The 19,588-nt window shown below is 72.4% G+C and carries 13 protein-coding genes and 1 pseudogene; 7 read left to right on the top strand and 7 right to left on the bottom strand.

What is annotated here, in order from left to right; translation table 11 throughout:
• Positions 1 to 385: 385 nt before the first annotated feature.
• The 3 genes from IF09_RS45615 (at position 386) to IF09_RS0114855 (ending at position 2,449) form a co-directional block, all read left to right on the top strand.
• On the top strand, positions 386 to 526 hold the full coding sequence (locus IF09_RS45615; RefSeq protein WP_158709972.1) for a hypothetical protein: 141 nt from the start codon (positions 386 to 388) through the stop codon (positions 524 to 526).
• A gap of 66 nt (positions 527 to 592) precedes the next feature.
• Positions 593 to 1,501 (top strand): hypothetical protein, encoded by a 909-nt coding sequence (locus IF09_RS0114860; RefSeq protein ID WP_030295764.1) that lies wholly within the window; start codon positions 593 to 595, stop codon positions 1,499 to 1,501.
• 162 nt (positions 1,502 to 1,663) lie between these two features.
• Positions 1,664 to 2,449 carry an FG-GAP repeat domain-containing protein gene (locus tag IF09_RS0114855; RefSeq protein ID WP_030295763.1) on the top strand — a complete coding sequence of 262 codons (786 nt, stop codon included), beginning with the start codon at positions 1,664 to 1,666 and terminating at the stop codon, positions 2,447 to 2,449.
• 196 nt (positions 2,450 to 2,645) lie between these two features.
• Here IF09_RS0114855 and IF09_RS0114845 read toward each other — a convergent pair whose 3' ends face one another.
• Positions 2,646 to 4,316: a phospholipase D-like domain-containing protein gene (locus IF09_RS0114845; protein WP_234320995.1), complete on the bottom strand. Its 1,671-nt coding sequence runs from the start codon at positions 4,314 to 4,316 to the stop codon at positions 2,646 to 2,648.
• Positions 4,317 to 4,645: 329 nt separating this feature from the next.
• Here IF09_RS0114845 and IF09_RS0114840 point away from each other — a divergent pair, with 329 nt between their 5' ends.
• Entirely contained in the window at positions 4,646 to 5,278 is a 633-nt protein-coding gene (locus IF09_RS0114840) for an RDD family protein (protein ID WP_030295761.1), read from the top strand.
• A 115-nt stretch (positions 5,279 to 5,393) separates the two neighbouring features.
• Here the strand turns inward: IF09_RS0114840 and IF09_RS0114835 are convergent, their stop codons facing one another.
• A complete protein-coding gene (locus tag IF09_RS0114835) occupies positions 5,394 to 8,060 on the bottom strand; it encodes a DUF6493 family protein (protein WP_030295760.1) in 2,667 nt (888 codons plus the stop codon).
• Positions 8,061 to 8,555: 495 nt separating this feature from the next.
• Between IF09_RS0114835 and IF09_RS48485 the strand changes: the two are divergent.
• Positions 8,556 to 9,149: pseudogene (locus tag IF09_RS48485) on the top strand (alpha-N-acetylglucosaminidase TIM-barrel domain-containing protein); the annotation flags it as partial.
• Positions 9,150 to 9,401: 252 nt separating this feature from the next.
• Here the strand turns inward: IF09_RS48485 and IF09_RS0114825 are convergent.
• Both IF09_RS0114825 and IF09_RS0114820 read right to left on the bottom strand, forming a co-directional pair.
• Entirely contained in the window at positions 9,402 to 10,355 is a 954-nt protein-coding gene (locus tag IF09_RS0114825; protein ID WP_030295758.1) for an MASE1 domain-containing protein, read from the bottom strand.
• A gap of 45 nt (positions 10,356 to 10,400) precedes the next feature.
• Positions 10,401 to 11,234 (bottom strand): PP2C family protein-serine/threonine phosphatase, encoded by an 834-nt coding sequence (locus tag IF09_RS0114820; protein WP_030295757.1) that lies wholly within the window; start codon positions 11,232 to 11,234, stop codon positions 10,401 to 10,403.
• Between the two features lie 231 nt (positions 11,235 to 11,465).
• Here IF09_RS0114820 and IF09_RS0114815 point away from each other — a divergent pair, with 231 nt between their 5' ends.
• A complete protein-coding gene (locus tag IF09_RS0114815) occupies positions 11,466 to 12,386 on the top strand; it encodes a MurR/RpiR family transcriptional regulator (RefSeq protein WP_030295756.1) in 921 nt (306 codons plus the stop codon).
• Between the two features lie 314 nt (positions 12,387 to 12,700).
• On the top strand, positions 12,701 to 13,072 hold the full coding sequence (locus IF09_RS0114810) for a hypothetical protein (protein ID WP_030295755.1): 372 nt from the start codon (positions 12,701 to 12,703) through the stop codon (positions 13,070 to 13,072).
• 17 nt (positions 13,073 to 13,089) lie between these two features.
• Here IF09_RS0114810 and IF09_RS0114805 read toward each other — a convergent pair whose 3' ends face one another.
• The 3 genes from IF09_RS0114805 to IF09_RS0114795 are packed head-to-tail and all read right to left on the bottom strand — an operon-like array spanning position 13,090 to position 19,366.
• The gene (locus IF09_RS0114805) at positions 13,090 to 14,160 is read right to left on the bottom strand and encodes a trypsin-like serine peptidase (protein ID WP_030295753.1); all 1,071 of its coding nucleotides are present in this window, start codon (positions 14,158 to 14,160) and stop codon (positions 13,090 to 13,092) included.
• Position 14,161: 1 nt separating this feature from the next.
• On the bottom strand, positions 14,162 to 15,316 hold the full coding sequence (locus tag IF09_RS0114800) for a trypsin-like peptidase domain-containing protein (protein WP_051832458.1): 1,155 nt from the start codon (positions 15,314 to 15,316) through the stop codon (positions 14,162 to 14,164).
• Positions 15,317 to 15,322: 6 nt separating this feature from the next.
• Positions 15,323 to 19,366: an AAA family ATPase gene (locus tag IF09_RS0114795; RefSeq protein WP_030295751.1), complete on the bottom strand. Its 4,044-nt coding sequence runs from the start codon at positions 19,364 to 19,366 to the stop codon at positions 15,323 to 15,325.
• Between the last annotated feature and the right edge of the window lie 222 nt (positions 19,367 to 19,588).

Below are 19,588 nucleotides of genomic sequence, written 5' to 3'. Positions count from 1 at the left end.
GCCACAGAGAGTCCTCGCATGCGAAATGTTCTCACACTTACCTCGTGTTCCTGTGCAATTTTCCGGCGCAGAATAACAGGCTGAATTACATCAACCGGTACTCCGGACATCTCACAGAGGATCGCCCCTCGAATCTCCAATCACAGCAAAGTGGATCTTGTTGACGAATCGGGCAGTTAGGGTAAGCGTGACCTAAAAAGTGCAGGTCAGAGCGGAGCGCCTCCGCGCATTCAAGGAGGGTCGCCTCGAATATCCGACAACTGGAGCTTGCGTGGCGATGAAAACCAGCCCTCACCAAAAGACCCACCGGCGCAGCATTTCGCGGCTCATATCCGCGGCCCTAGCGGGCGGAATTATTGCCTCCGGTTTGGGTGTCCTGCATCCCGTGGCGACGGCTTCCGCGGCGGTGTCGGATCCGGTGGCCGAGGGCTCGATGAGTGCGAAGGACTTCGCTCTCGCCAAGGCCAAGGAGACCGGCCAGCCCTACGAGCTGACGTCCGCGCGCACCGAGTCGTCCGACACGTGAGCCCTACCGACGGGCAAGTGGTCGGTCAACCGGCACGGAACCACCGTCCGGATCCTGCGTACCAGCGTGTGGCTGCCCACCGACGCGGCCTTGCAGTTCGCCCCCGACGGGCGGGTCACCCCCAAGGCCTCCGCGGTCTCGGTCACCTTCTCCGGCGGCGGAACCGGCGCACTCCTGACCGGCGTGCGCGACGGCCGGACCCTGTCCCTGACCTGGCCCAAGGCACTGCCCAAGCCCACCCTCGCCGGGAACGTCGCCACCTATGCGAACGTCCTGCCCGGCGTGGACCTGCCGCTGAAGGCCGAAGTCGAGGGCTTCGCGCAGCTCTTGGTCGTCAAGACCCCCGCGGCGGCCCAGCACCCCGACCTCGCCTCACTGAAGTTCAAGCTCGACACCGTCGGCCTGAATGTCTCCACCGACGCGACGACCGGCCTGATCAACGCCGTCGACCTCGCCGGACAGAGCGCCTTCACCGCCTCCACCCCCATGATGTGGGACTCCACCACCACCGGCGGCGGCACCACTAGCCCACTCCTGATGTCCAAGACCGCAGCACCACGCGTGCTCGCCGCCACCACCGGCGGCGAAACTCCGGCGCCGTCGGACACGTTCGTCGCACCCTCAGGTGCCAAGGACGCCCAGATGCCCACCACCGTGACCGGCGGCAATCTGGAGATCAAGCCCGACCAGGCCCTTCTGACCGGCGCATCCACCAAGTACCCGGTCTACATCGACCCCTCCCTCGCCTGGGGCGAGCGCCAGAACTGGGCCTGGGCCTACCGCAGCTGGCCGAACAACTCGTACTGGAACACCAAGCAGGACGTCCGCGTCGGCTACGAGAGCGAGACGAACGGCCTCTCGCGCTCCTTCCAGCTCGACACCACCAACCTCAAGGGCGCCCAGGTCACCAAGTCGACGTTCCGCGCCAAGAAGACGTGGTCCTGGTCCTGCACGGCGACTCCGGTCGAGCTGTAGTGGAAGCGCTTCGACCCGAAGACGATCACGCTGGAGACCGAGTACAACAGCCCGCCGGACACCCCCTCCTCCGTCGGCACCTCCCCGTCGACCTCCTGCACCAACGGAGGCGCCTTAGGCAACACGCGCATCGGGCTCTACGCCACCTTCTCCGACCGTGACGTGGGCAACCTCAATGCCGAGTACCAGATCTTCAAGACCGGCCAGAGCACCCCGATAGCCACCCAGGCGCTCCCCGCCAACAACGGCAAGGTCACCACGTGGAGCGTCCCCGACACGAGTCTGCCCAGTGGCGACTACACCTGGCAGGTCCGGGCCAAGGGCCAGGACAACGCCACCTCCGGGTGGTCGCAGAGCTGCAAGTTCTCCGTGGACCGCAACCGGCCCAGCAAGCCCCCGGTCATCGGCTCCACCCAGTTCCCCGACGGCAGGAACGGCTGGCCCGCCACCACGGGCAAGGCCCGCACCCCCGGCACGTTCACCTTCGACGCCAACGGCGTCACCGCCGTGAAGGAGATCATCTACTCCACGGACTTCGGGCCGTGGAACCGGCCCGTGCCCGCCGGCGGCAGCGTGACCATCGCTCCGTCGGGATCCGGCCCCCAGTACATCTACGCCTACGGCGTGGACAAGGCCGGTAACCGCTCGGCCACCACGTCCTACCTGTACTGCGCGACGCGTTCGCAGACCGTGGACGGCCCCCGGGACCTCAACGGCGACGGGAACCGCGACATCTGGACGGTCGACTCCCGGGTCACGCTGCTCATGTACGCCGGCCAGGGCAACGGCAAGTTCTCACCGGCGGCCGACGGCGGCGTGTCCTTCGGCGGCGCCCAGATCGACACCTTCGGCGACCGGGACGGTGACGGGTACAACGACCTCGTCTCCCTCCAGCAGCCCGCCGGCATGACCGTCGGGTCGCTGTCTGGACACCAGCAAACAACATGAACACCGGCACGCAGCTCTACCTCTGGGACTGCAACGCCACCAACCCCCAGCGTTGGACCATCCGCGCGCTGAGCACCGCCCCGCTGCCCGTACCGCTCCCGTAGCGCCCCACGACGGCTGACGCCGACGAGCAGTGCGGGAACCGCCCCCGGCATTCGATGCCGGGGGCGGTGTCGTGTGCGCGGCGGGAGGGTGCTCAGGCCTGGCAGAGGGAGCGTTCGTGGTCGACCGTGGCGGTCGCGCGGGAGTACTGCCACTGCGGCGCCAGGAGCTGGGCGTTCAGCTGCCCCGCCGCCGTGGGGCTCTCGACCACGTAGCCGAAGTCCTGGAGCCACGACGGGTAGAGGTTCTTGGAGCCGATGTAGAAGGCCGAGCCGTCCACGGAGACCACCTTGTGGTGCTGCGCGTACGGGTGGCCGTCCGCCCACGTCGGGCTCTGCGCGCCGCGGAACGTGGCCAGTTGGAGGTTCGCGCACATCGCGGCCCTGGCCGTGCCCTGGTCGCCGGTCAGCAGGGCGAGGCGGTCGCGGAGGGTGTCGCTGATCTCCGAGAGGGACTTGATCTGCGAGTAGCCTCCGCTGCCGACGGCTCCGCGGTTGGCGGGGTCGCTGACGACGATGCGGACCTTCACCCCGGCGGCCATCCGCGCGGCGAGGGCGTCGTAGACGCGGATGTCATAGCGGGGCAGCGGCGGACAGGTCGCGTTGACGTCCTGTTGGGAGATCTCGACGTGCCGGTTCGCGCTGGAGATCAGCGTCCGCAGGGCGCTCTCCTCCGGGTTGACCGTGTCGTAGTCGCGGTCGGCGTTGGTGTTGTCGTGCAGGCCGACGGTGCACTTGGTGTCGGGGGCGCTCGGCAGGGTGGGCCGGAAGGCCGAGGACGGATCGTTGCGCTTGATTCCGACGCCGAGCCCGCCGACGGCGATGGCCGGTACGTTGCCCGGGCTCGCCGGAGGCGTGGCCGCAGCGGTGGCCGGAGGAGTGGCCGCAGCGGTGTCCTCGGCCAGCTTGGGCATGCACCCGGCGCCGTTGGACGAGGCGAACCAGACGCTGGCGAGGTTGCTCTTGTTGCGGCAGGTCCAGGACCACAGCTCGTCCAGGTAGCGGCCGGCGGATGCGGCGGCCGGCCCGCGCAGGGCGAGGTCGACGTCGGCGACCGGATGCGCGGTCTCCAGGTAGTCGCCCTTCCAGCTGTTGATGCCGCCGGTGATCACGGACCGGCCGTCGACCACGAGGAGCTTGGAGTGGTTCCACGAGAACGCCGTCTTCGAGGTCGTCATCGAGGCGACGTTCAGGTCGATGCCGCGGGCGTCCGGGCCGAGCCTGGCGACGAGCTCGTCACGGTACTTCGAGGGCATCACGTTCAGGTGGTAGAGCGGCGCCGCGCCGACCAGGACGCGCACCTTGAGCTTGTTCCCGCGCGCGGCCGAGGACTTGAGGCCTGCGACGATCGCGTCCTGGAACGCTCCGTCGGGTAACGGTGCAAGAGTCGATATGTCGACGGTCTGCGTCGCCTGGGAGATGTTCTCCGTCATCTTCGACAGGAGCCGCTCCGTTCCCGGCCGTGCGGTGCAGGTGTCGTCACCCCAGCAGCCGGGGGTCTGCAGCAGCCAGTCGGCACCGCCGGGAGTCGAGGCGTCGAGCACGTTGCCGCCGGTGCGCTCCCATACCTGGCCTTCGAGGCCGGGGGAAACCTGGCGGAGCGTCCGCTCCACCGCATCGAGGTGGGGCGCCGGGGTGGCGGCGGGCCCGGAGCCGGCCGCCGCGGCGGCCGAGGCCGGGACGGCGGTGAACAGGGCCAACAGGACGGCCGAGACCACCCCGCGGCTGACGGGAGCGGACGGACGGGGAAGGGAATGGCGGTGCAATGTGACTTCCTTGCAGGAGGGATCGCCGTCGCCGCGTGGGGCGACCGGCCAGATCAACTCGCGGAAGTTACCACCGGGTCGGAAGTGCCCGGAATTCCCGCTCATGGGATTCGGCCACCTCGGCGCGGCGGGGCGGTTGGGGGCGCGCGACAGGTGTGCGGCCGCCTCGAAGCCGGGCCGAACTGGCCGGATTGGACAACCGGTCGATGGAACGACCACGATGATGCGCGCTAGATCGCGGCCGCTCAGGGGGGCAAAACCGCCCACATGGTGATGTTCCTCCGGTCGTTGCGCTACGTCCCCGTTTCCGACACCGGAGAGTTTTCGCCATGAGCTTCGGCGACCCGAACAACCCGTACGGCCAGCAGCCCCCGCAGGGTCAGCCCGGCTACCCGCAGCAGGCCCCCCAGGGCGTGCCGCCGCAGTACGGTTACCCGCAGCAGCCTCCGCAGGGCGTCCCCCCGCAGTACGGCTACCCGCAGCAGACCCCGCCCCCGTACGGCGCGTACCCGCCGCCCGGCATGCCCGGCTCCGGTATGCCGCCGCTCGCCCACTGGGGCCAGCGCTTCGGCGCGTACCTGCTGGACCTCCTGATCATCGCGGGTCCGATGTACGCGCTGGGGTTCATCGACCTCGCCAGCGCGGACAACCCGGCCACGGCCGAGCCCGGCATCTTCTTCACGATCGGCGTGCTGTACGCGATCGGCATGGCGGTCTTCCAGCTGTACAAGGAGGGCGCCACCGGTCAGACGATCGGCAAGAAGGTCCTCGGCATCAGCGTGCGCCGCGAAGCCGACGGCAGCACCCTCGGCTTCGGCATGGCGTTCGTCCGCAAGCTGGCCCACGCCCTCGACAGCCTCGCCTGCTACGTCGGCTGGCTGTGGCCGCTGTGGGACGAGAAGAAGCAGACCTTCGCCGACAAGGTGTGCAGCACCGTCGTCATCACGGTCCCCAAGGGCTGAGGCCGCCCCTCTCCCCTCCTCCCACCCGGCAGCGGATCTCCTCCGCTGCCGGGTGGGCGCGTTCACGGCCGGAAAGCCGGCTGCGCGGCGTGTCCCCGGCCCCTCCGCCGACCCGCTACGAAGCCGCCGCCAGGGCTGCCCGCAACCGCCGGGCCTGCGTGACGAGTTGTGAGGATCCCGTCCGCGCCGCGGCTTCGGCCAGCCCCGCCGGGGCGGGACCGTGCGCACCGCAGCGCTCCACGCAGTCCGCGGCCACCGCCAGCAGCTCGCCCGTGCCCCGCGCGGCGGCGCCCCCAGCCAGCAGCGGCGGCAGCGCCTCCGCGAGCACCGCCCAGGTCGTGGCGTACGCACCGGTGGCGGCGGCCGCGCGCGCCGCCTCGGCCAGCCGGCTGGGCTTCACCGTGCCCAGACCGAGCAGTTCGGCCAGATCCCGCCCGAGCCCCGGGGCGTCCAGCTCGCCGCGGGCCGCGAGGAGCAGCAGCGCGTCCACGGCCGCGCGGCGGTCCTCGGCATGGCCCGCACCGAGACCGGTGGCCACCGCCAGGTGCAGGGCCGGGCCCGCCGGTCCGCCCAGCTCCGCCAGCCGGGGCAGCGGCGCTCCCGCGCCGCGCTCCCGCGCCGTTGCGCCCGCTGTCACCTCGGGCAGCAGCCAGGCCGCCTGCGTCTCGCGGTCCTCGGGCAGGACGGCCTGCTGGACGAGGCCGCCCTCGCACACCCGGGAGCAGCTGCGGGCCGGCTCGGCGAGCGCCCGGTCCAGCCTGCGGAAGGCCGCCGGGAACTCCTGCCGGACGACGCACCGTTCCCGGGTCTCGAGCACGATCTGCCGGGCCGCCGCCGGGGGCCGGTCCCACCAGAGGCGGCCGGCCTGCGGGTCCGGAGCCGCCGCCGGTACCGTCACCCGGCGCAGCACCGCGGGCGGTTCGCCCGCACCCGTGAGCCAGGCCGCCAGCCGCTCGCCCTCGGGCGTGCCGAGCTCGGCTGCCGCGGGCACCGCGGCGGGGTCGCGCCGTACGCGCAGCAGCGCCTGGGCGAAGTCGGCCGGGGCGGGCTCCGCACCGAGCCGCCGGTAGGCGGCGAGCCGTACGACGAGCTCCTCGGGCTCCAGGGAGCCCGTCTCCCAGGTGGGGGTCGCGAGCAGGAACGGCAGCGGGTCGGTGAGGACGCGGTATGCGGCCTCCGCCACCCGGGAGGCCGTCACGGCGCTCAGTGCGGCGTGGACGCAATCGGGCCGGCAGCCGTCGCCGCGCAAGGCCCGGTCCGGCCGCAGGTCGTACGCGCGGACCCGGCCGAGGACCGCCGCCGCCATCGGCTCCAGCCCGGACAGCCGTTCCGGATCCACCGGCCGGCCGCCCTCGGGATGCCACCAGCGGCCACCGAGGACTGGGCGCAGGGCCTCGGCCAGGGCCGCGCGGTCGTGGTGGGCGTGCCGGACGAGCCCGTCGAGGGCGGACTCGAACGCGGCGGCGGTCTGCTCCGCGCACGTGACGGAAGCCGCCACCAGGCCGACGGTCCGGGCGAGCGTCGGGGGTTCGGCGGCGAGGCGGCGGCGTACCGGCGCCGGGGGCAGGACCTCCTCGTACGCCGGCTCCGCGCAGCTGCCGCCCGCAGACCCGAGCAGCTCCGCGGCGGCGCGCCGGTGTACGGGGCTCAAGGCATCGGCGTGGAGGGCGAGTTCGCGGCGCAGCTCCCGGTCGCCGGGGGGCAGGTGCCGCACGAGCAGCCCGAGGGCGCGCTCCTGCAGGGCGGTGTCCTCGTGCCCGAAGGCAAGGGCGGCAGTGGGCAGCAGTACGTGCCGGGCGGCCGGGTCGCGTCGTAAGGCCTGGCCCAGGAGCACCAGTTGGGCGCGTACGAGCTTCTTCTCGGCTCGGCGGAGCACGGCGCGCGCCATCTGCGCGAGTTGCTCCGCCGGCAGTTCGCCCGCCTCGGACAGCCGGGCGAGCACCTGCTGGGCGTGTCCGGCGAGCGGCGACGGCCCGTCGGCGGCCATCGCGATCCAGTCGGCCGTGCGCTCCCGTTCCTCGGCAGGGGTGAGTTCGAGGCGTTCCAGCATGGCGAGGAAGAACTTCAGCTGGTTCTGCCGGCCGCCCCGCAGCAGGCGGGCGACGCAGCCGTCGACCAGGACTCGGCGCTCGACGATCCCCTCCTGTGCGAGCGCGGCCAGCTCGGACGGCCAGTGGTTCGGGGCCGTCGGATCGCTGCACCAGTGGAGCGCCTCGGGAGACTCGGCCGTCACGAAGAGCTGGGGCACCAGCTCGCGTGCGTACGGGTCCTGGCGCAGGACGATCGACAGCGGGCTGTGCGTGGAGCGGGCACGGTCCATCGTGAAGATGGACCGGACCCAGCCGTGCACGAACGCGTCGGTGGTGGGGACGGGGCAGCCGGCGAGCCGGACCAGCTCCCGGATCAGCGGATAGTCCGCCTCGGCGGTCGCGGGGCGGTCGGCGAGGCGGTGGGCGAGATCTCCGAGCCAGCCGGGGTCGCGGTCGGCGAGCAGGCCGAGCAGCAGTCCGGTGGGTAACTGCTCCCCGTCGCGGAGATCGGAAGCACCGATCCAGGAGGCCGCGGCGGCCGCGCCCGTGTGACAGCCGACGCCCGCGACGAGCAGGCCGGAGCGGATGCGGTCGCGCTCCTGCCAGTGGTTCCAGTCCCAGCCGCGGATCTCGCGGCGCAGATCGGCGAGTCGGGCGAGCAGCTCCCGGCGCTCGGGCGGCGTGAGCGGCTTGAGCAGGCCGGGGATCAGGTCGGTGCGGCCTTCGCGGACCGCCTCGAGTATCGGGTTCATCGGGTTCATCGGGCTCCTCCGGTGACGGGTCCGGGGTGGTGACGGCCTCGCGCTGCACGGCGCGCTGCGCTGCGCCGTGCGGACGGCCGTGCGGGTGGGCGTGCTCGTGTGGGTCCTCGTGGGGGTGCGTGGGTGTGCGTTCGCGGGACCCGGCGGTCACGGTAATCCGGCCCGCGCGCGGCAGGTGTCGGCTCGGGGGCGCGGCTGGCCGATTCCCGGTCCTGCCCGCGGTGTTCGCCCGGGGTCGACGGTCTCGGTGGCGTCCGGGCCCGGGGCGGCCACGTCCCCCGGGGTCGGGCGGGGCATGCGCCGAGCAGCCGGGGTGGTGGCGGTCGGCGCGCCGGGAAATCGTAGGGCAGTCGCGGGGAACGCGCCCGGCGCCGGTGCCTTCCTCGTCATCTGCCCGGTACGCACGGGCGTGCCCGCCGCCCGGGCCGCGCTGCGACGGCTGCTGCCCCGGCACGCCGGCCAGTTCACCTCCTGCACGGCTTCGCGGTGTCCGGCCGGGCCGTCGTCGTCCGGGGCAGCCCGCCGGCGACCGCGCTGACCGGCGTCGGCCGGACCCGCGGCACGTCGCCCACGGGGACATCGGCCGGCGCCCGTACTGCGCGACCCCCCAGCGGTACGGGTGCACGGCGGCGGGACTGCGCAACATGGATCCCCGCCCCCCGCGCACCGGAGCTGGTGGCCGCTGCAGCACCCGAGCGGTTTCGGCGGTCCGGTCGGCGAGCAGCCGATCGAGGAACGGGCGGCGCTCGGCGGGCGGGCCGCCGACGAACTGCGCGCCCTCGGCCGGACCCGGTCCTGACCGGCTTCTTCGGCACGGGGCCGCCCGGCTTCGCGGACCCGCAACCCCGGCCCCCGGGTACGACCCCGGGGCACCTGGGACGGGTTCACCCGGCCCGACTGGCTGGATCCCGCCGGGCCCGGTTCGCCGCGCTCGCGGCCGACTGCTCCGCGGCGCAGCGTGCCCGGTTCGGCGACAGCGCGATGTACCGGATGAGCCCGCTGCACGAGGGCGGGACGACAGCGTCGGTCGACGTGAAGGCGGCCGCGGGCGCCGTACAGAAGGCCCTCGACACGGCCCGTCCGGGGGCTGCCGGAATCCGTGCCGGTGGGGGGATGCACTACCCGGCGGCGTCGGTGCACAGCGCGCTGGACGCCCCGCTGAAGGTCACGCCCCGGCTGCGCCGTCCCGGCATCGACTGGTACGCCGTCGAGGAAGCCCGCGCGCGCCGTACGAGCTCCCGTCCGACGGGACCGAGCGGGGATCCGTACGCGCGCGCGCCGTCGCGGACGCGCTGCCGCCCGCGGAGGCACGCAACTGAGTCCTCCGGCCGGTCAGTCCCCCGGTCTGCGGGGGGCGAGGCGGTCGACGACCTCGGCCAGGTCCTCGCACACCTGCTCGATCTTCAGCCGGATGTTGTTCTGTTCGGTGACCATCGCGGACAGCAGCAGCGCGGTAAGAGCCGCCGAGCCGTTGAGCGCCTGGAGGTTGACCATGATCTCGAAGAGGGTGTGGCCGGCGAACGGTCCGGCGCGATCGGTCGCCGCCGAGATCACCACGACGGACATGATCAGGACGCAGGGCGCGCTGCCGGCCAGCTGGAACCGCACGGCCGACCAGATCAGCAGCGGGAAGACGAGGAACAGCAGCGACAACGCGCTCCGGGAAGCCATGAACACGCCGAGCCCGACGGCGACGGCAAGCGCCACCGCCTCGGCGACGCGGTAGGCATCGTCCGGCATCCGGACCGTGGGCAGGACGAGCAGCACCGGGGTCACCACGAGCACCCCCATCGCATCACCGACCCACCACGCCGACCACACCGGCCAGAACCCGCTCAGCGCCAGGTCGCCGGTGGCCACCAGCATCCCGGTGCCGAGGGACGCGCTGATCAGCATCGGCACGAGCCCGCCCACGAAGACCAGGGCCAGGCCGTCCCGCAGCCGGTCCATCTCGGTGCGGAAGCCCAAGCGGCGCAGCAGCAGGTACGCGCACACCGGCGCGAGGGTGTTCCCCACGACGATCCCGACGTCCGCGGTCTGGAAACTGCTGAGGTGTTCGATGGCGAGGAACGTGCCGAGGGCGATCCCCGGCCAGATCCGCAGCCCGAACCACAGCAGGGCGGCGACCGCGATGCCCGTGGGCAGCCACAGGGGCGTGACCTGCGCGCCCTCGACGACCACGCGCAGCAGGAGGCCGATCCGTCCCGCGGCGTAGTAGGCGGCGGCGACGCCGAGGATCCGGAGAAGGGTTCCTGCGGGACGTCGCCATTCCTCGGTGCGCACCACAGCATCAGACAACAGCCGCCGCCCCCGGACGGAGCGTGACACGCCCTACCAGTGCCGGGGGCCTGCCGCGTCGTGGCTGAGGACGAGCACCGCCGCGTCGTCGGCATGGCCGGTGGAGTCGGCCACTTTCATGATCTCGGCGGCGAGCTCGTCGGGATCGCCTCCGGCCGCCTCCCGGACCACGCGGACCACGCGGGCGAGTCCGACGTCGATCGGGAACGACGGCCCTTCGACGACGCCGTCGGTGAGCAGGACGATGGAGCCCGCCTGGTCCAGCCGGCGCCGGGTCACCGCGTATCCCGCCCCGGGCTCCACCCCCAGCGGCAGGCCGCCCTCGTCGTCGGTGATGCCGTACCGGCCGTCGACCGTGGCCCAGACGGAGGGCACGTGGCCGGCCCGGGCGGTCTCGAGCTCCCAGGTCTCGGGGTCGAAGCGGAGCAGGGTGCAGGTCGCGAAGAGTTCGCAGTCCAGCGACAGCAGCACGTCGTTGGCCCGGCTCAGCACCTCCCCCGGATCCTCGACGACGGCGGACACCGCGCGCAGGCCGACGCGGACCTGCCCCATGAAGGCGGCGGCCTCGACGTCGTGGCCCTGTACGTCGCCGATGGAGAAGGCGAGGGCGCCTTCGGGCAGCGGGAAGCCGTCGTACCAGTCGCCGCCGATGTCCAGGCCGTGCCGGGCGGGTACGTAGCGGGCCGCGCTGCGCAGCCCGGGCAGGGCGGGAAGCGAGGCCGGCAGCATCTCCCGCTGCAGGGCCTCGGCGAGCTCCACCCTGGCCTGCTGCATCTCCGCCCCGGCGCGCGCTCTCGCGGTGAGCCGGCCCAGCGTGGTCAGCAGGTCGTCGGCGCTCACCGACTTCGGGGCACGGCGCGGGGTCATGGACCGCTCCCGGGTGCATCCATACGTGCCGTCCCTGCTCTCGGCTCTCGGCTTTCGCCGCGCGCGGTGCGCACGCTGCGCCAAAGACCCGAGCACATCATATTTCCGGCCTCCGGGGGTCGCGACAGATGCGGCCGCGCCCCCCGGCTACGGGCCCGGCAGCTGCAGGTCGGCCGACCACAGGGCGTGAGCTATGTTTGAAGACGAGTGACATGAGAGGGAGGCCCATCGGTGTCATCGGGGCAGCAGGCACGCGCACAGGCGGCTGCGATCACGCCGAGTGGGCAGACGCCGCCGGTCCATGAGCGCGCCCCCGGCGACCGGGTACGGGCCCTTTTCGACGGCCATCGGCTGTCCCCCGGTCAGCGGCGGATCGCCCAGTACCTGATCGACCACCTCACCGAAGCCGCGTTCCTGTCGATCACCGAGCTCGCGGAGCGAGTGGGTGTCAGCCAGCCGTCGGTGACACGTTTCGCCACCGCCCTCGGGTTCAGCGGCTACCCGGCCCTGCGCGACGCCCTGCAGCCGATGGCGCTGAGCGCGGTCGCGGGCTCCCCGGAGACCCGCGAGCAGTTCCGCCGCAACGAGCTGCAGGCGGCCGTGGACGCCGAGATCCTGAACCTGGAGAACGTACGGCGACTGCTCGCCGACACCGACCAGGTGCTCGACATCGGCCGCGAGCTGGCCCGCTCGGTGCCGCTGACGGTCCTGGGCCTGCGGATCTCGGTCTCGCTCGCGGAGTACTTCGCCTACGCGGCACGGCGCATCCACCCCGATGTCCGGCTGGTGACACGTGGAGGCAGCGTCGCCTACGACGCGCTGCTCCAGTCCCGGGAGGCGGGCGGGACGTGGGCGCTGGCCTTCGCCATGCCGCGGCACGCCAAGGAGACCCTGGCGGCACTCCGGGCCGCCCGCAGCACCGGGCTGAAGATCGCGCTGATCACCGACACCACCCTGGGTCCGCTGGTGGACGAGGCGGACGTGGCACTGACCGCAGGGACCGGGGCGCGGCTGGTTTTCGACTCGTACGCGGCGCCGGGGATGCTGTCCGCGGCCCTGCTGCAGGCGATGGCCGATGCGGAGCCGGAGCGGACCCAGGCCCGCCTCGAGGGGTACGAGCAGGTCGCCGACCAGCACGGATTCTTCCTGTAAGGCCGATTTTCAACCGGTACGAGGCCGTCCACTTTCATGCCGTCCGCGCGTATGTAATTTTTCATTCTCTTGTTTACTCGACGGTATATATGTTTACTAAGCAGCGCGCCGGATCCACCAGACGCCAAGGAGAGCGACCCCACGCCCTCCCAGAACGGGCACCGCGCGGAACGCTCCTCCTCACGTTCCGCCCCGGTGCCGGTTCCCGGCACTGGGATCCACCAGAGCGCTTGTGGCGGCCTCGGTCAACCCCTGGGCCGAGGCCGCCCGCCAACGTCTCGATCAGAGTTCGACACCATTCGGAAGCGACGAGAATGCGCCAGACGGCCTCCACCACGCTCAGCCCGGACTGGCCTTGTCAGGTCAAGGCCCCCGGTACCCACGACTGGGAACGCACGGCCATGCGCTGGCTGCGGGATCTGCTCCCGGCCCGCTACGGCAGCTACTCGACGCTGACCCGCAGCCCCGTCCTCCTCACCCGGCACGCCCAGCTCCAGCTCCAGCACGAGATGCGCGCGGTCCGGGTCGCACTGGAGACGAGCCGCGCCGAACTGCCCTCGATGGGCGTGGCCGAGTCCGTCATCGAGAACTCGATCCGGATGTACGCCGTCGAGCTCCAGCAGCTGGGCCGGCTCTCCCGCGCGGTGCGCCTCGTCGGTGACGCGCTGCGCGTCACACCGAGTTGACGTACCCGCTTGATGCGTCACACCCAGTTGACCTGCGCACGGCTCAGCAGGGGGTCGTCCACCAGCTCCCACAGCGGGACCGCGTAGTTCCCGAAGCCGTAGCGGCCGCCGTAGTGCAGGCCGAGGACGCGGTGGTCGACCAGGTCGAAGACCGGGGAGCCGCTGTTGCCGCCCAGCGTGGAGCAGTCGTGCTTCACCGTGAGCTCGCCGGGAACCAGCCCCGTCGTCGTACCGGGCTGGAGGCGCTTGACGTTGTAGACGTCCATGAAGATGCGGCGCATGGCCTCGGGTTCGTTGCGGCGGCCGTCCTCCGCCGGGTAGCCGATCACGTACACCGCCCGGCCGGGCACGTCGGCCGGCGGATCGGCCGCCACGGCCACCGGGGTCGCCTGCGTCCGGCCGCTCCGGGCGGTGTCGATCCGCAGCAGGGCCATGTCGACGTCGGGGTGGATCCCCACCACTTCGGTGACCGCGAACTCCAGCGAGTCGTCGCCCGGAACGGCGGCCAGCTCCTCGGCCAGGTCCAGCCGTGCGCTCATGCCCGGCCGGAACGTCCAGCCTGCTCCGTCGCCGGTGGCGAACTCAACGGCCACATGACGGTTCGTCATCACGACGTCGGGACCGACGAGGAACGCGGTGCCCAGCCACTCCAGACTGGCGTGGCCCGTGACCTCCACCCGGCCCACGCGGGCGATGGACTCCCGGATGGCGGCGCGGTGCCCGTCGAGCACCGACCAGTCGCCCTGCTGCGAAGGGAAGTCCTGCCCCTGGATCAGCAGGGCCGGCCGGCCTTCGAGGAGGACGATCGCCTCGATGCCGAAGTACTCGTCGTCGTCGACCTCGTCGGCCCGCCCGGCGGCGAGTTTCTCCAGTCCTCTGGCGCCTGCGGTCAGCACCCTCGCCCGCTCCTGGCGGGCGTACTCGCCGATCTGTCCGGCCGGGGCCCGGTCCGCCGGAAGGCTCTCCGCGGACTCGGGGATCTCCGCGTCCGCTTCCAGTCCTCTGCGTACCCGTTCGGCGACCTCGCGCAGGTCCCCGAAGACCTGCTCGGGGCGGGTCGCCACCGGTGAGCTGCCGCTGCCGCCCATCTCATGCCTCCTCAGGCAGGTCCTGCTGCGCCGGCGCCGACTGCGCCGCCGTGATCTCGGCGTGGACCTCGGGGCTGTGCTCCCGCAGGTGCCGCATCACGCTGCTCATCTGGGTGCCGACGTTGACGAACGCGGTGGTCTTGCCCTGGAAGTTGACGTCCTCGACGCGCCGCGTCCCGCGGTGGAGCGCGACCACCTGCCAGTCGTCGGTGAAGACGGGCGATCCGGAGGACCCGCCCCGGGTGTCGGTGAAGTAGCGCACGTCATTCTCGTTCGCCTCGTACACGAGGTTGTTGCGCAGGGCGACCCGCTTCGGCTGGCCGCCCGGGTGCTGGATGATGTTGACCGCCACCGGCTCCCCGGCGACCGTCAAGGGCTCGGTGGCCACCCGCAGAGCGGCCCGCGGCGGCTGGCCGGTCAGCCGCAGGATCGCGTAGTCGAGGGCCTCGTCCCAGGCGACCAGGCCGCTGGCGGTCACCTCCTCGGTCTCCGTGTCGTCCGCGCCGTAGTCGAAGCGCGAGCGGGAGTTCAGCGCCTGCAGCCGGAGGTCCGCGGGATCCACGATGCCGCGGTCCGTGGCACTGCGGGTCCGCGCGTTCACCACGTGGTGGTTGGTGACGAGCAGGTCCGGGGCGATGAGCCAGCCCGTCCCCGAGTGCGGGAAGCCGTTCGGCTGGAGGAGGGCCCCGGCGTGGTACGGCAGGACCTTGATCCGGGCGACCGCGCGGCCCGCCTCCTCGCCGCCGCGCAGGAACTCGAAGGGCACCGTGTCGTCCCGGTGGATGATCTCTTCCTTGGTCTCGCCCGCGGGCAGCGCGGCCGGTACGTCGGGCTCACCGGCGGCGTCGCGCGCCACTTCGTCCAGGGCCCTCTGGAACACGGCGAGCGGGCCGGCCTCCACGGTCTGGGCGACGGCGTTGCGCAGCCAGATCTCCAGCGGCACCGAGCCGTCGACCAGCCGCTCCACGCGGTTCATCTCGTTCAGGTCCGAGTGCACCTGCATGCCGGGGGCGGCGATCAGGGGCAGCGTGCCCCGGTACTTGGGCATGATGCCGTCGAGGAGCAGCCGCCGTACCGACGGATCGGCGAGCCCGGCCTCCAGCGAGGCGTCGACCAGCCGGACGATTTCCTCGGAGGGGAGATACGCGTCGCTCATACGGGTTCAGGCCGCTCGCGGGCCGTTCCTTTCGGCTGGTTCGGTTGGTTCGCCTGTGCGGGCCGACGCCGCCGCCGGGCCTGGGATGCCCGCACCCATCGCGGCCGCCACGCCGGAGACGAGCGCGCCGCTGTGGTCGTGCAGCACCAGGAGCCGCCGGGCGAGCGCGTCGAGGGTGCCCCGGTCGCGGGCCCCGCGGAGCATGTCGGCCGTGGAGGGCGGCGGGGGCAGCTGCTGCGGGGGCCGGGCCGGCGCTACGGGTCCGGCGGCGTTCTCGAGGATCTTCGCCACGGCGAGCCGCAGCTCGGGCTGCTCCGCCAGCACGAGGACGATCGTGTCCGCGAGCGCGTCCAAGGCCTCGTCGTCGGTGTCCGGCAGTCCCACGACGTCCAGGGTGTGGCCGAGCGCGGCCGGATCGTGCCGGGAGACCTCGGCCGCGACGGCCCGGACCAGGACCGGCTGCTCGGCCAGCGCCTCATCGGGCAGCTGCCGCAGCCGGCGGGCGAGGCGACGGTCGACGTCGGCGGCGCCTTCACGTGAGGCGGCCAGCCGGGCCCGGGCCAGCGTGACCGCCAGGGCGTCGAAGTCGCGGCCGAGGCCGGTCGCGAGGTCCTCCGCCTCGGCGAGGTCGCGTTCGGCGTCCTGTACGTCTCCGTCCTCCTCCGCGAGCCGCGCGGAGAGCCGCAGCAGCTCCAGCTGCGCATCGACGTTGCCCGCCTCCTCCGCACGGTCGACGGCCTCCTGCGCCGTGTTCCTGGCCTCCGTACGCCGGCCGCTGCGGGCCAGGGTCTCGACGAGCAGCGGGTCGAGGGGGCTGCCGGGTGTCCAGGGGTGGCGCTCGGCGAGCCGGGCCGCGGCCTGGTCCGTGAAGCCCTGCGCCAGCAGGTCCTCGATCTCCCCTGCAGCGTTCCGCTCCCAGTCCTCCTGGTCGGCGTCGTGCAGTACCTCGTCGGGGACGTGCCCGCCGAGGCGGCCGCTCAGGAACGCGGCAGACCGGGACGCCATGTCCTGGTCCGCGCGGTCGAGGTGGCGCTCGACGCCGGGCTCCCAGCGCTTCTCCACGGACCGGGGGTCCTCGTTCAGGCGCAGCCGGTGGTAGATCTCCTCGGCGCGGGCCTCGAGCCCCTCGCGGTCCGCGTAGTACTCCACCGCGCGCCGCCCGACCGTACGCATCAGGTCGGTACTTGCGGTGTCCGACAGGCGCAGCATGATGGCCCGCAGGTCGGAGCGGTGCCGCAGGGCGCCCGGGCCGGCCGGTTCCATCAGGTCGAGCCGGGCCAGCCGTCCGAAGAGGCGGCGCGCCTGCTCCGGCGAGTCCACGTGCAGTCCGCACGCCGGGGCGAGGACCTCCGCGATCAGCTCGGGGGTGATGGTGCGCAGCGCCAGGCCCGCCTGGGCGAGGGCGCGGGCCTCCGCATCGGCGATGTGCTTGAGGATGCGGTCGTACAGGATCCCCTGGACGAGCATCTGGTCGACCTTGCGGTAGAAGTACCGGCGCCGGGCGGGCAGGCTCTCGACCAGCTCACCGAGCGAGCCGGCCTCCTGGCAGGCGAGCAGGGCTGCCTGCGCGGCCAGCTTCAGGCTGAGCGGGTGACCGCCGACCCGCTCGGCCAGGGCCCGGGCCACGCCCTCGTCCTCGATCCCGCTGGCCACGAGGAGGTCCACGGCGGCGTCCGGTTCGAGGTCGCCGAGCGCGATCGTCTTCGGTTCCGCGGCCTGCGCCGGGTGGTGGACGCCGGCCCGTCCGGCGACGATGAACCGCAGCCGCGGGTAGCCCTCGTGGAGGACCGACCAGATGGCCCACATGCGGCCGAGTACGGGGTTCGCGCGGTACTGGGCCTCCTCGAACGAGTCGATCACGATCACCAGCGGCGGGCCGACGTCCGTGCCGCCGCCCGCGCCCGCCACCGCCTGGACGAGGCGTTCACCGACCCGGCGCACCAGGTCCGTCTCGCGGGCGCGCGCCCGGCTGTGGAACTGTTCGGCGGCCCTTCGCCCGGCTCCCGATCGGGTGGTGGAGAGCCGGTACATCTCGTCGACGCTGTTCTGCTCCTCCCGCTGGATGCGGGCGGTCTCCTCGCAGGCGCCGGCCAGCGCGTCGAACGCGGCGCGGTGCCCGGGGTACTGGATGCCGAGCTGCCGGGCGATGTCGGCGACGAGGGTGATCGGCTCGTGGACGGAGAGCGTGGGCCGCTCGAAGTCGACGTAGGCGAAGGGAAAGCCGGCGGGGAGGTCGAGCAGGAACCTGGCGAGCAGGGTGCTCTTGCCCGTGCCGCCCAGCCCGTGGATGAGCAAGGGGGGTTCCTTGACGGACCCGCCGCCGAGGGGCCCCTCGGCGGCCTGGGGCAGCCCGACGTACGTCCGCAGCTGTTCCAGCTCGGCGGCGCGCCCGCAGAACCTCCCCCTGACCAGCCGTTCGAGCGGCTGGCGCAGTCTGGCGCGCTCCAGCAGCTGCTGGACGTGCTCGGGGTCCGGTATCCCGGTCGCGTGCGGGATCTGCGCGAGCCACAGCACCGCCTGGAGGATGCCCGCGAGCCCGTCGACATCCTGCTCACCCAGGGCCGGCGGCGTGCCGGAGAGGTAGGCGAGCGCGAACCGTTCCGGTCCGGGGCCCTCGGGGACCTGGCCGAGGTTGGCCTCCAGGCCGAGGCGCGCGGCTTCCGGGCCGGCCAGGCCGCACAGAGTCACGTCGCGGACCTCCTGCTTGAGGACCCAGCGGGGCCGGGGCTGCGCGCCGAGGGTCGTGCAGTCGTCGACGAGTGCCAGCGCAGCCCGGCCGCTGCTCTCCCCCTCGCCGGGCAGCCGCAGCTGCGTGGGATCGAACCCGCTGAGCAGGCAGGCGGCCTCCCGGTACGCCCTGCGGCCGTCCGGGACGGCCGGCGCGGACTCGCCCGCCGCGGTGAGCAGTTCCCCGCGCAGCCGGGCGGCGAAGTCCTCACCGGATCGCAGTGAGAGGTAGAGGCGCACGGTCCGCTCGGCCGCCGTGCAGATCTTCCGCATGTAGCTGTCGTCCCCCGGCCGCTGCGCCGCGTCGAGGATCGTCGCGACGGCCACGTCGGTCAGCGCCTCGGTCGCGGCCGTGTCCGACGATTCGGGCGTCTGCGCGAAGAAGGTCCGGAAGAAGCTGTACAGATCGTCGGGACCGGCGATCCGCGCGGTGTCCCGGCACTCGTTCTTGCGGATGTCGTACGGCAGCTGGCGCATCCACGGCGCGTAGCCCAGCAGTACGAGCCGCGGCACGGTCTCCTCCTGCACGGGCGTGTACTCGTAGATGGCGAGGGCCAGCTGGCCGATGCAGTCCCACACGTCGGAGTTGGCGTCGAGCTTGTCGCATTCGTCGAGGACGAGCCAGAACCGTTCCTCCGCGGCCGTGGCGCGGCTGACGATCCGGTGGACGGCCTCGTCGAGCGACGGCAGTGGATCGTTCAACTGTGTCGTGTTCAACGGTGAGATACCAGGGTCCCGGTCGCCGACGAACTCGGCCAGCCGCCGGATCAGCTGGGCGGCGGTCGAGGTACGCGAAAGCGTCACCCGCACCGGGCGGAACCCGCAGTGCTGGCCGAGGTGCCGGATCAGGTTGTACGTGTACGAGCGCCCGCTGTCGGCCTCGCCGTCGACCAGCAGCACGGTCTTCTCGGGGTCGGTGAGGAATTCCTGCAGGCGCACCCGCAGCTCGGCCCGGTCGATGAACACTTCCGTGCCGTTCTTGAGGACGCCGGCGAGGAAGTGATCCGGAGCGGAGACGTTCACCTCCGCGTCTTCGAGGAGCCTGTCCCGGAACCTCTCGGCGTCCTTTCCTGCGGGCCGGGAGCTGAGCTCCGCGAGGGTGACGAGCACCTCGAGCAGGCGCAGCTGCGCCTTGATATCCCTGCGCGAGGCGCGGACCAGTGTGACGGCGTTCTCCCCGCTCTTGTTGGTCAGCGCGAGGCTGCCGATGAATTCCGGGAGGAACCCGTGCTGGGCGAGCCTGTCATGCGGGTCCGGGGTGTCGAGGAGATATTCACCCACCCAGGTGGTGACGAGGCCCCATTCCGTTTCGGTGAGCGGCATACCGCACCTACCCGGCCGCCCTTGACGGGCGACAGACGGAGTGATTGCTACCTGCCATGGTTTCACCCGGTCTGTCCGGCGGCAAGGCGACCGGTCTCGGAGTGACTGCCGGCCGGGCGTATGCATCGCGCCCGTTGCTCCGGCCGCCGCGCCCGATCGGGCGGCGCTGCGCCCCGCGCGGTTCGGCGGGCCCCCTGCCGCGGAACCCATGCCCGAGGTGTC

The sequence above is a fragment of the Streptomyces katrae genome (assembly GCF_000717655.1).
Lineage (GTDB): Bacteria > Actinomycetota > Actinomycetes > Streptomycetales > Streptomycetaceae > Streptomyces > Streptomyces katrae_B.
The sequence above is the reverse complement of the archived record's forward strand: the minus strand, read 5'-3'. Positions and strand labels throughout refer to the sequence as shown.

Excerpts from the sequence above, each read along its gene's own strand:
- IF09_RS0114805 (WP_030295753.1), bottom strand. The coding sequence starts at position 14,160 with ATGGGCGGCAGCGGCAGCTCACCGGTGGCGACCCGCCCCGAGCAGGTC.
- IF09_RS0114810 (WP_030295755.1), top strand. The coding sequence starts at position 12,701 with ATGCGCCAGACGGCCTCCACCACGCTCAGCCCGGACTGGCCTTGTCAG.
- IF09_RS0114835 (WP_030295760.1), bottom strand. The coding sequence starts at position 8,060 with ATGAACCCGATACTCGAGGCGGTCCGCGAAGGCCGCACCGACCTGATC.
- IF09_RS0114800 (WP_051832458.1), bottom strand. The coding sequence starts at position 15,316 with ATGAGCGACGCGTATCTCCCCTCCGAGGAAATCGTCCGGCTGGTCGAC.
- IF09_RS0114795 (WP_030295751.1), bottom strand. The coding sequence starts at position 19,366 with ATGCCGCTCACCGAAACGGAATGGGGCCTCGTCACCACCTGGGTGGGT.
- IF09_RS0114820 (WP_030295757.1), bottom strand. The coding sequence starts at position 11,234 with ATGACCCCGCGCCGTGCCCCGAAGTCGGTGAGCGCCGACGACCTGCTG.
- IF09_RS0114840 (WP_030295761.1), top strand. The coding sequence starts at position 4,646 with ATGAGCTTCGGCGACCCGAACAACCCGTACGGCCAGCAGCCCCCGCAG.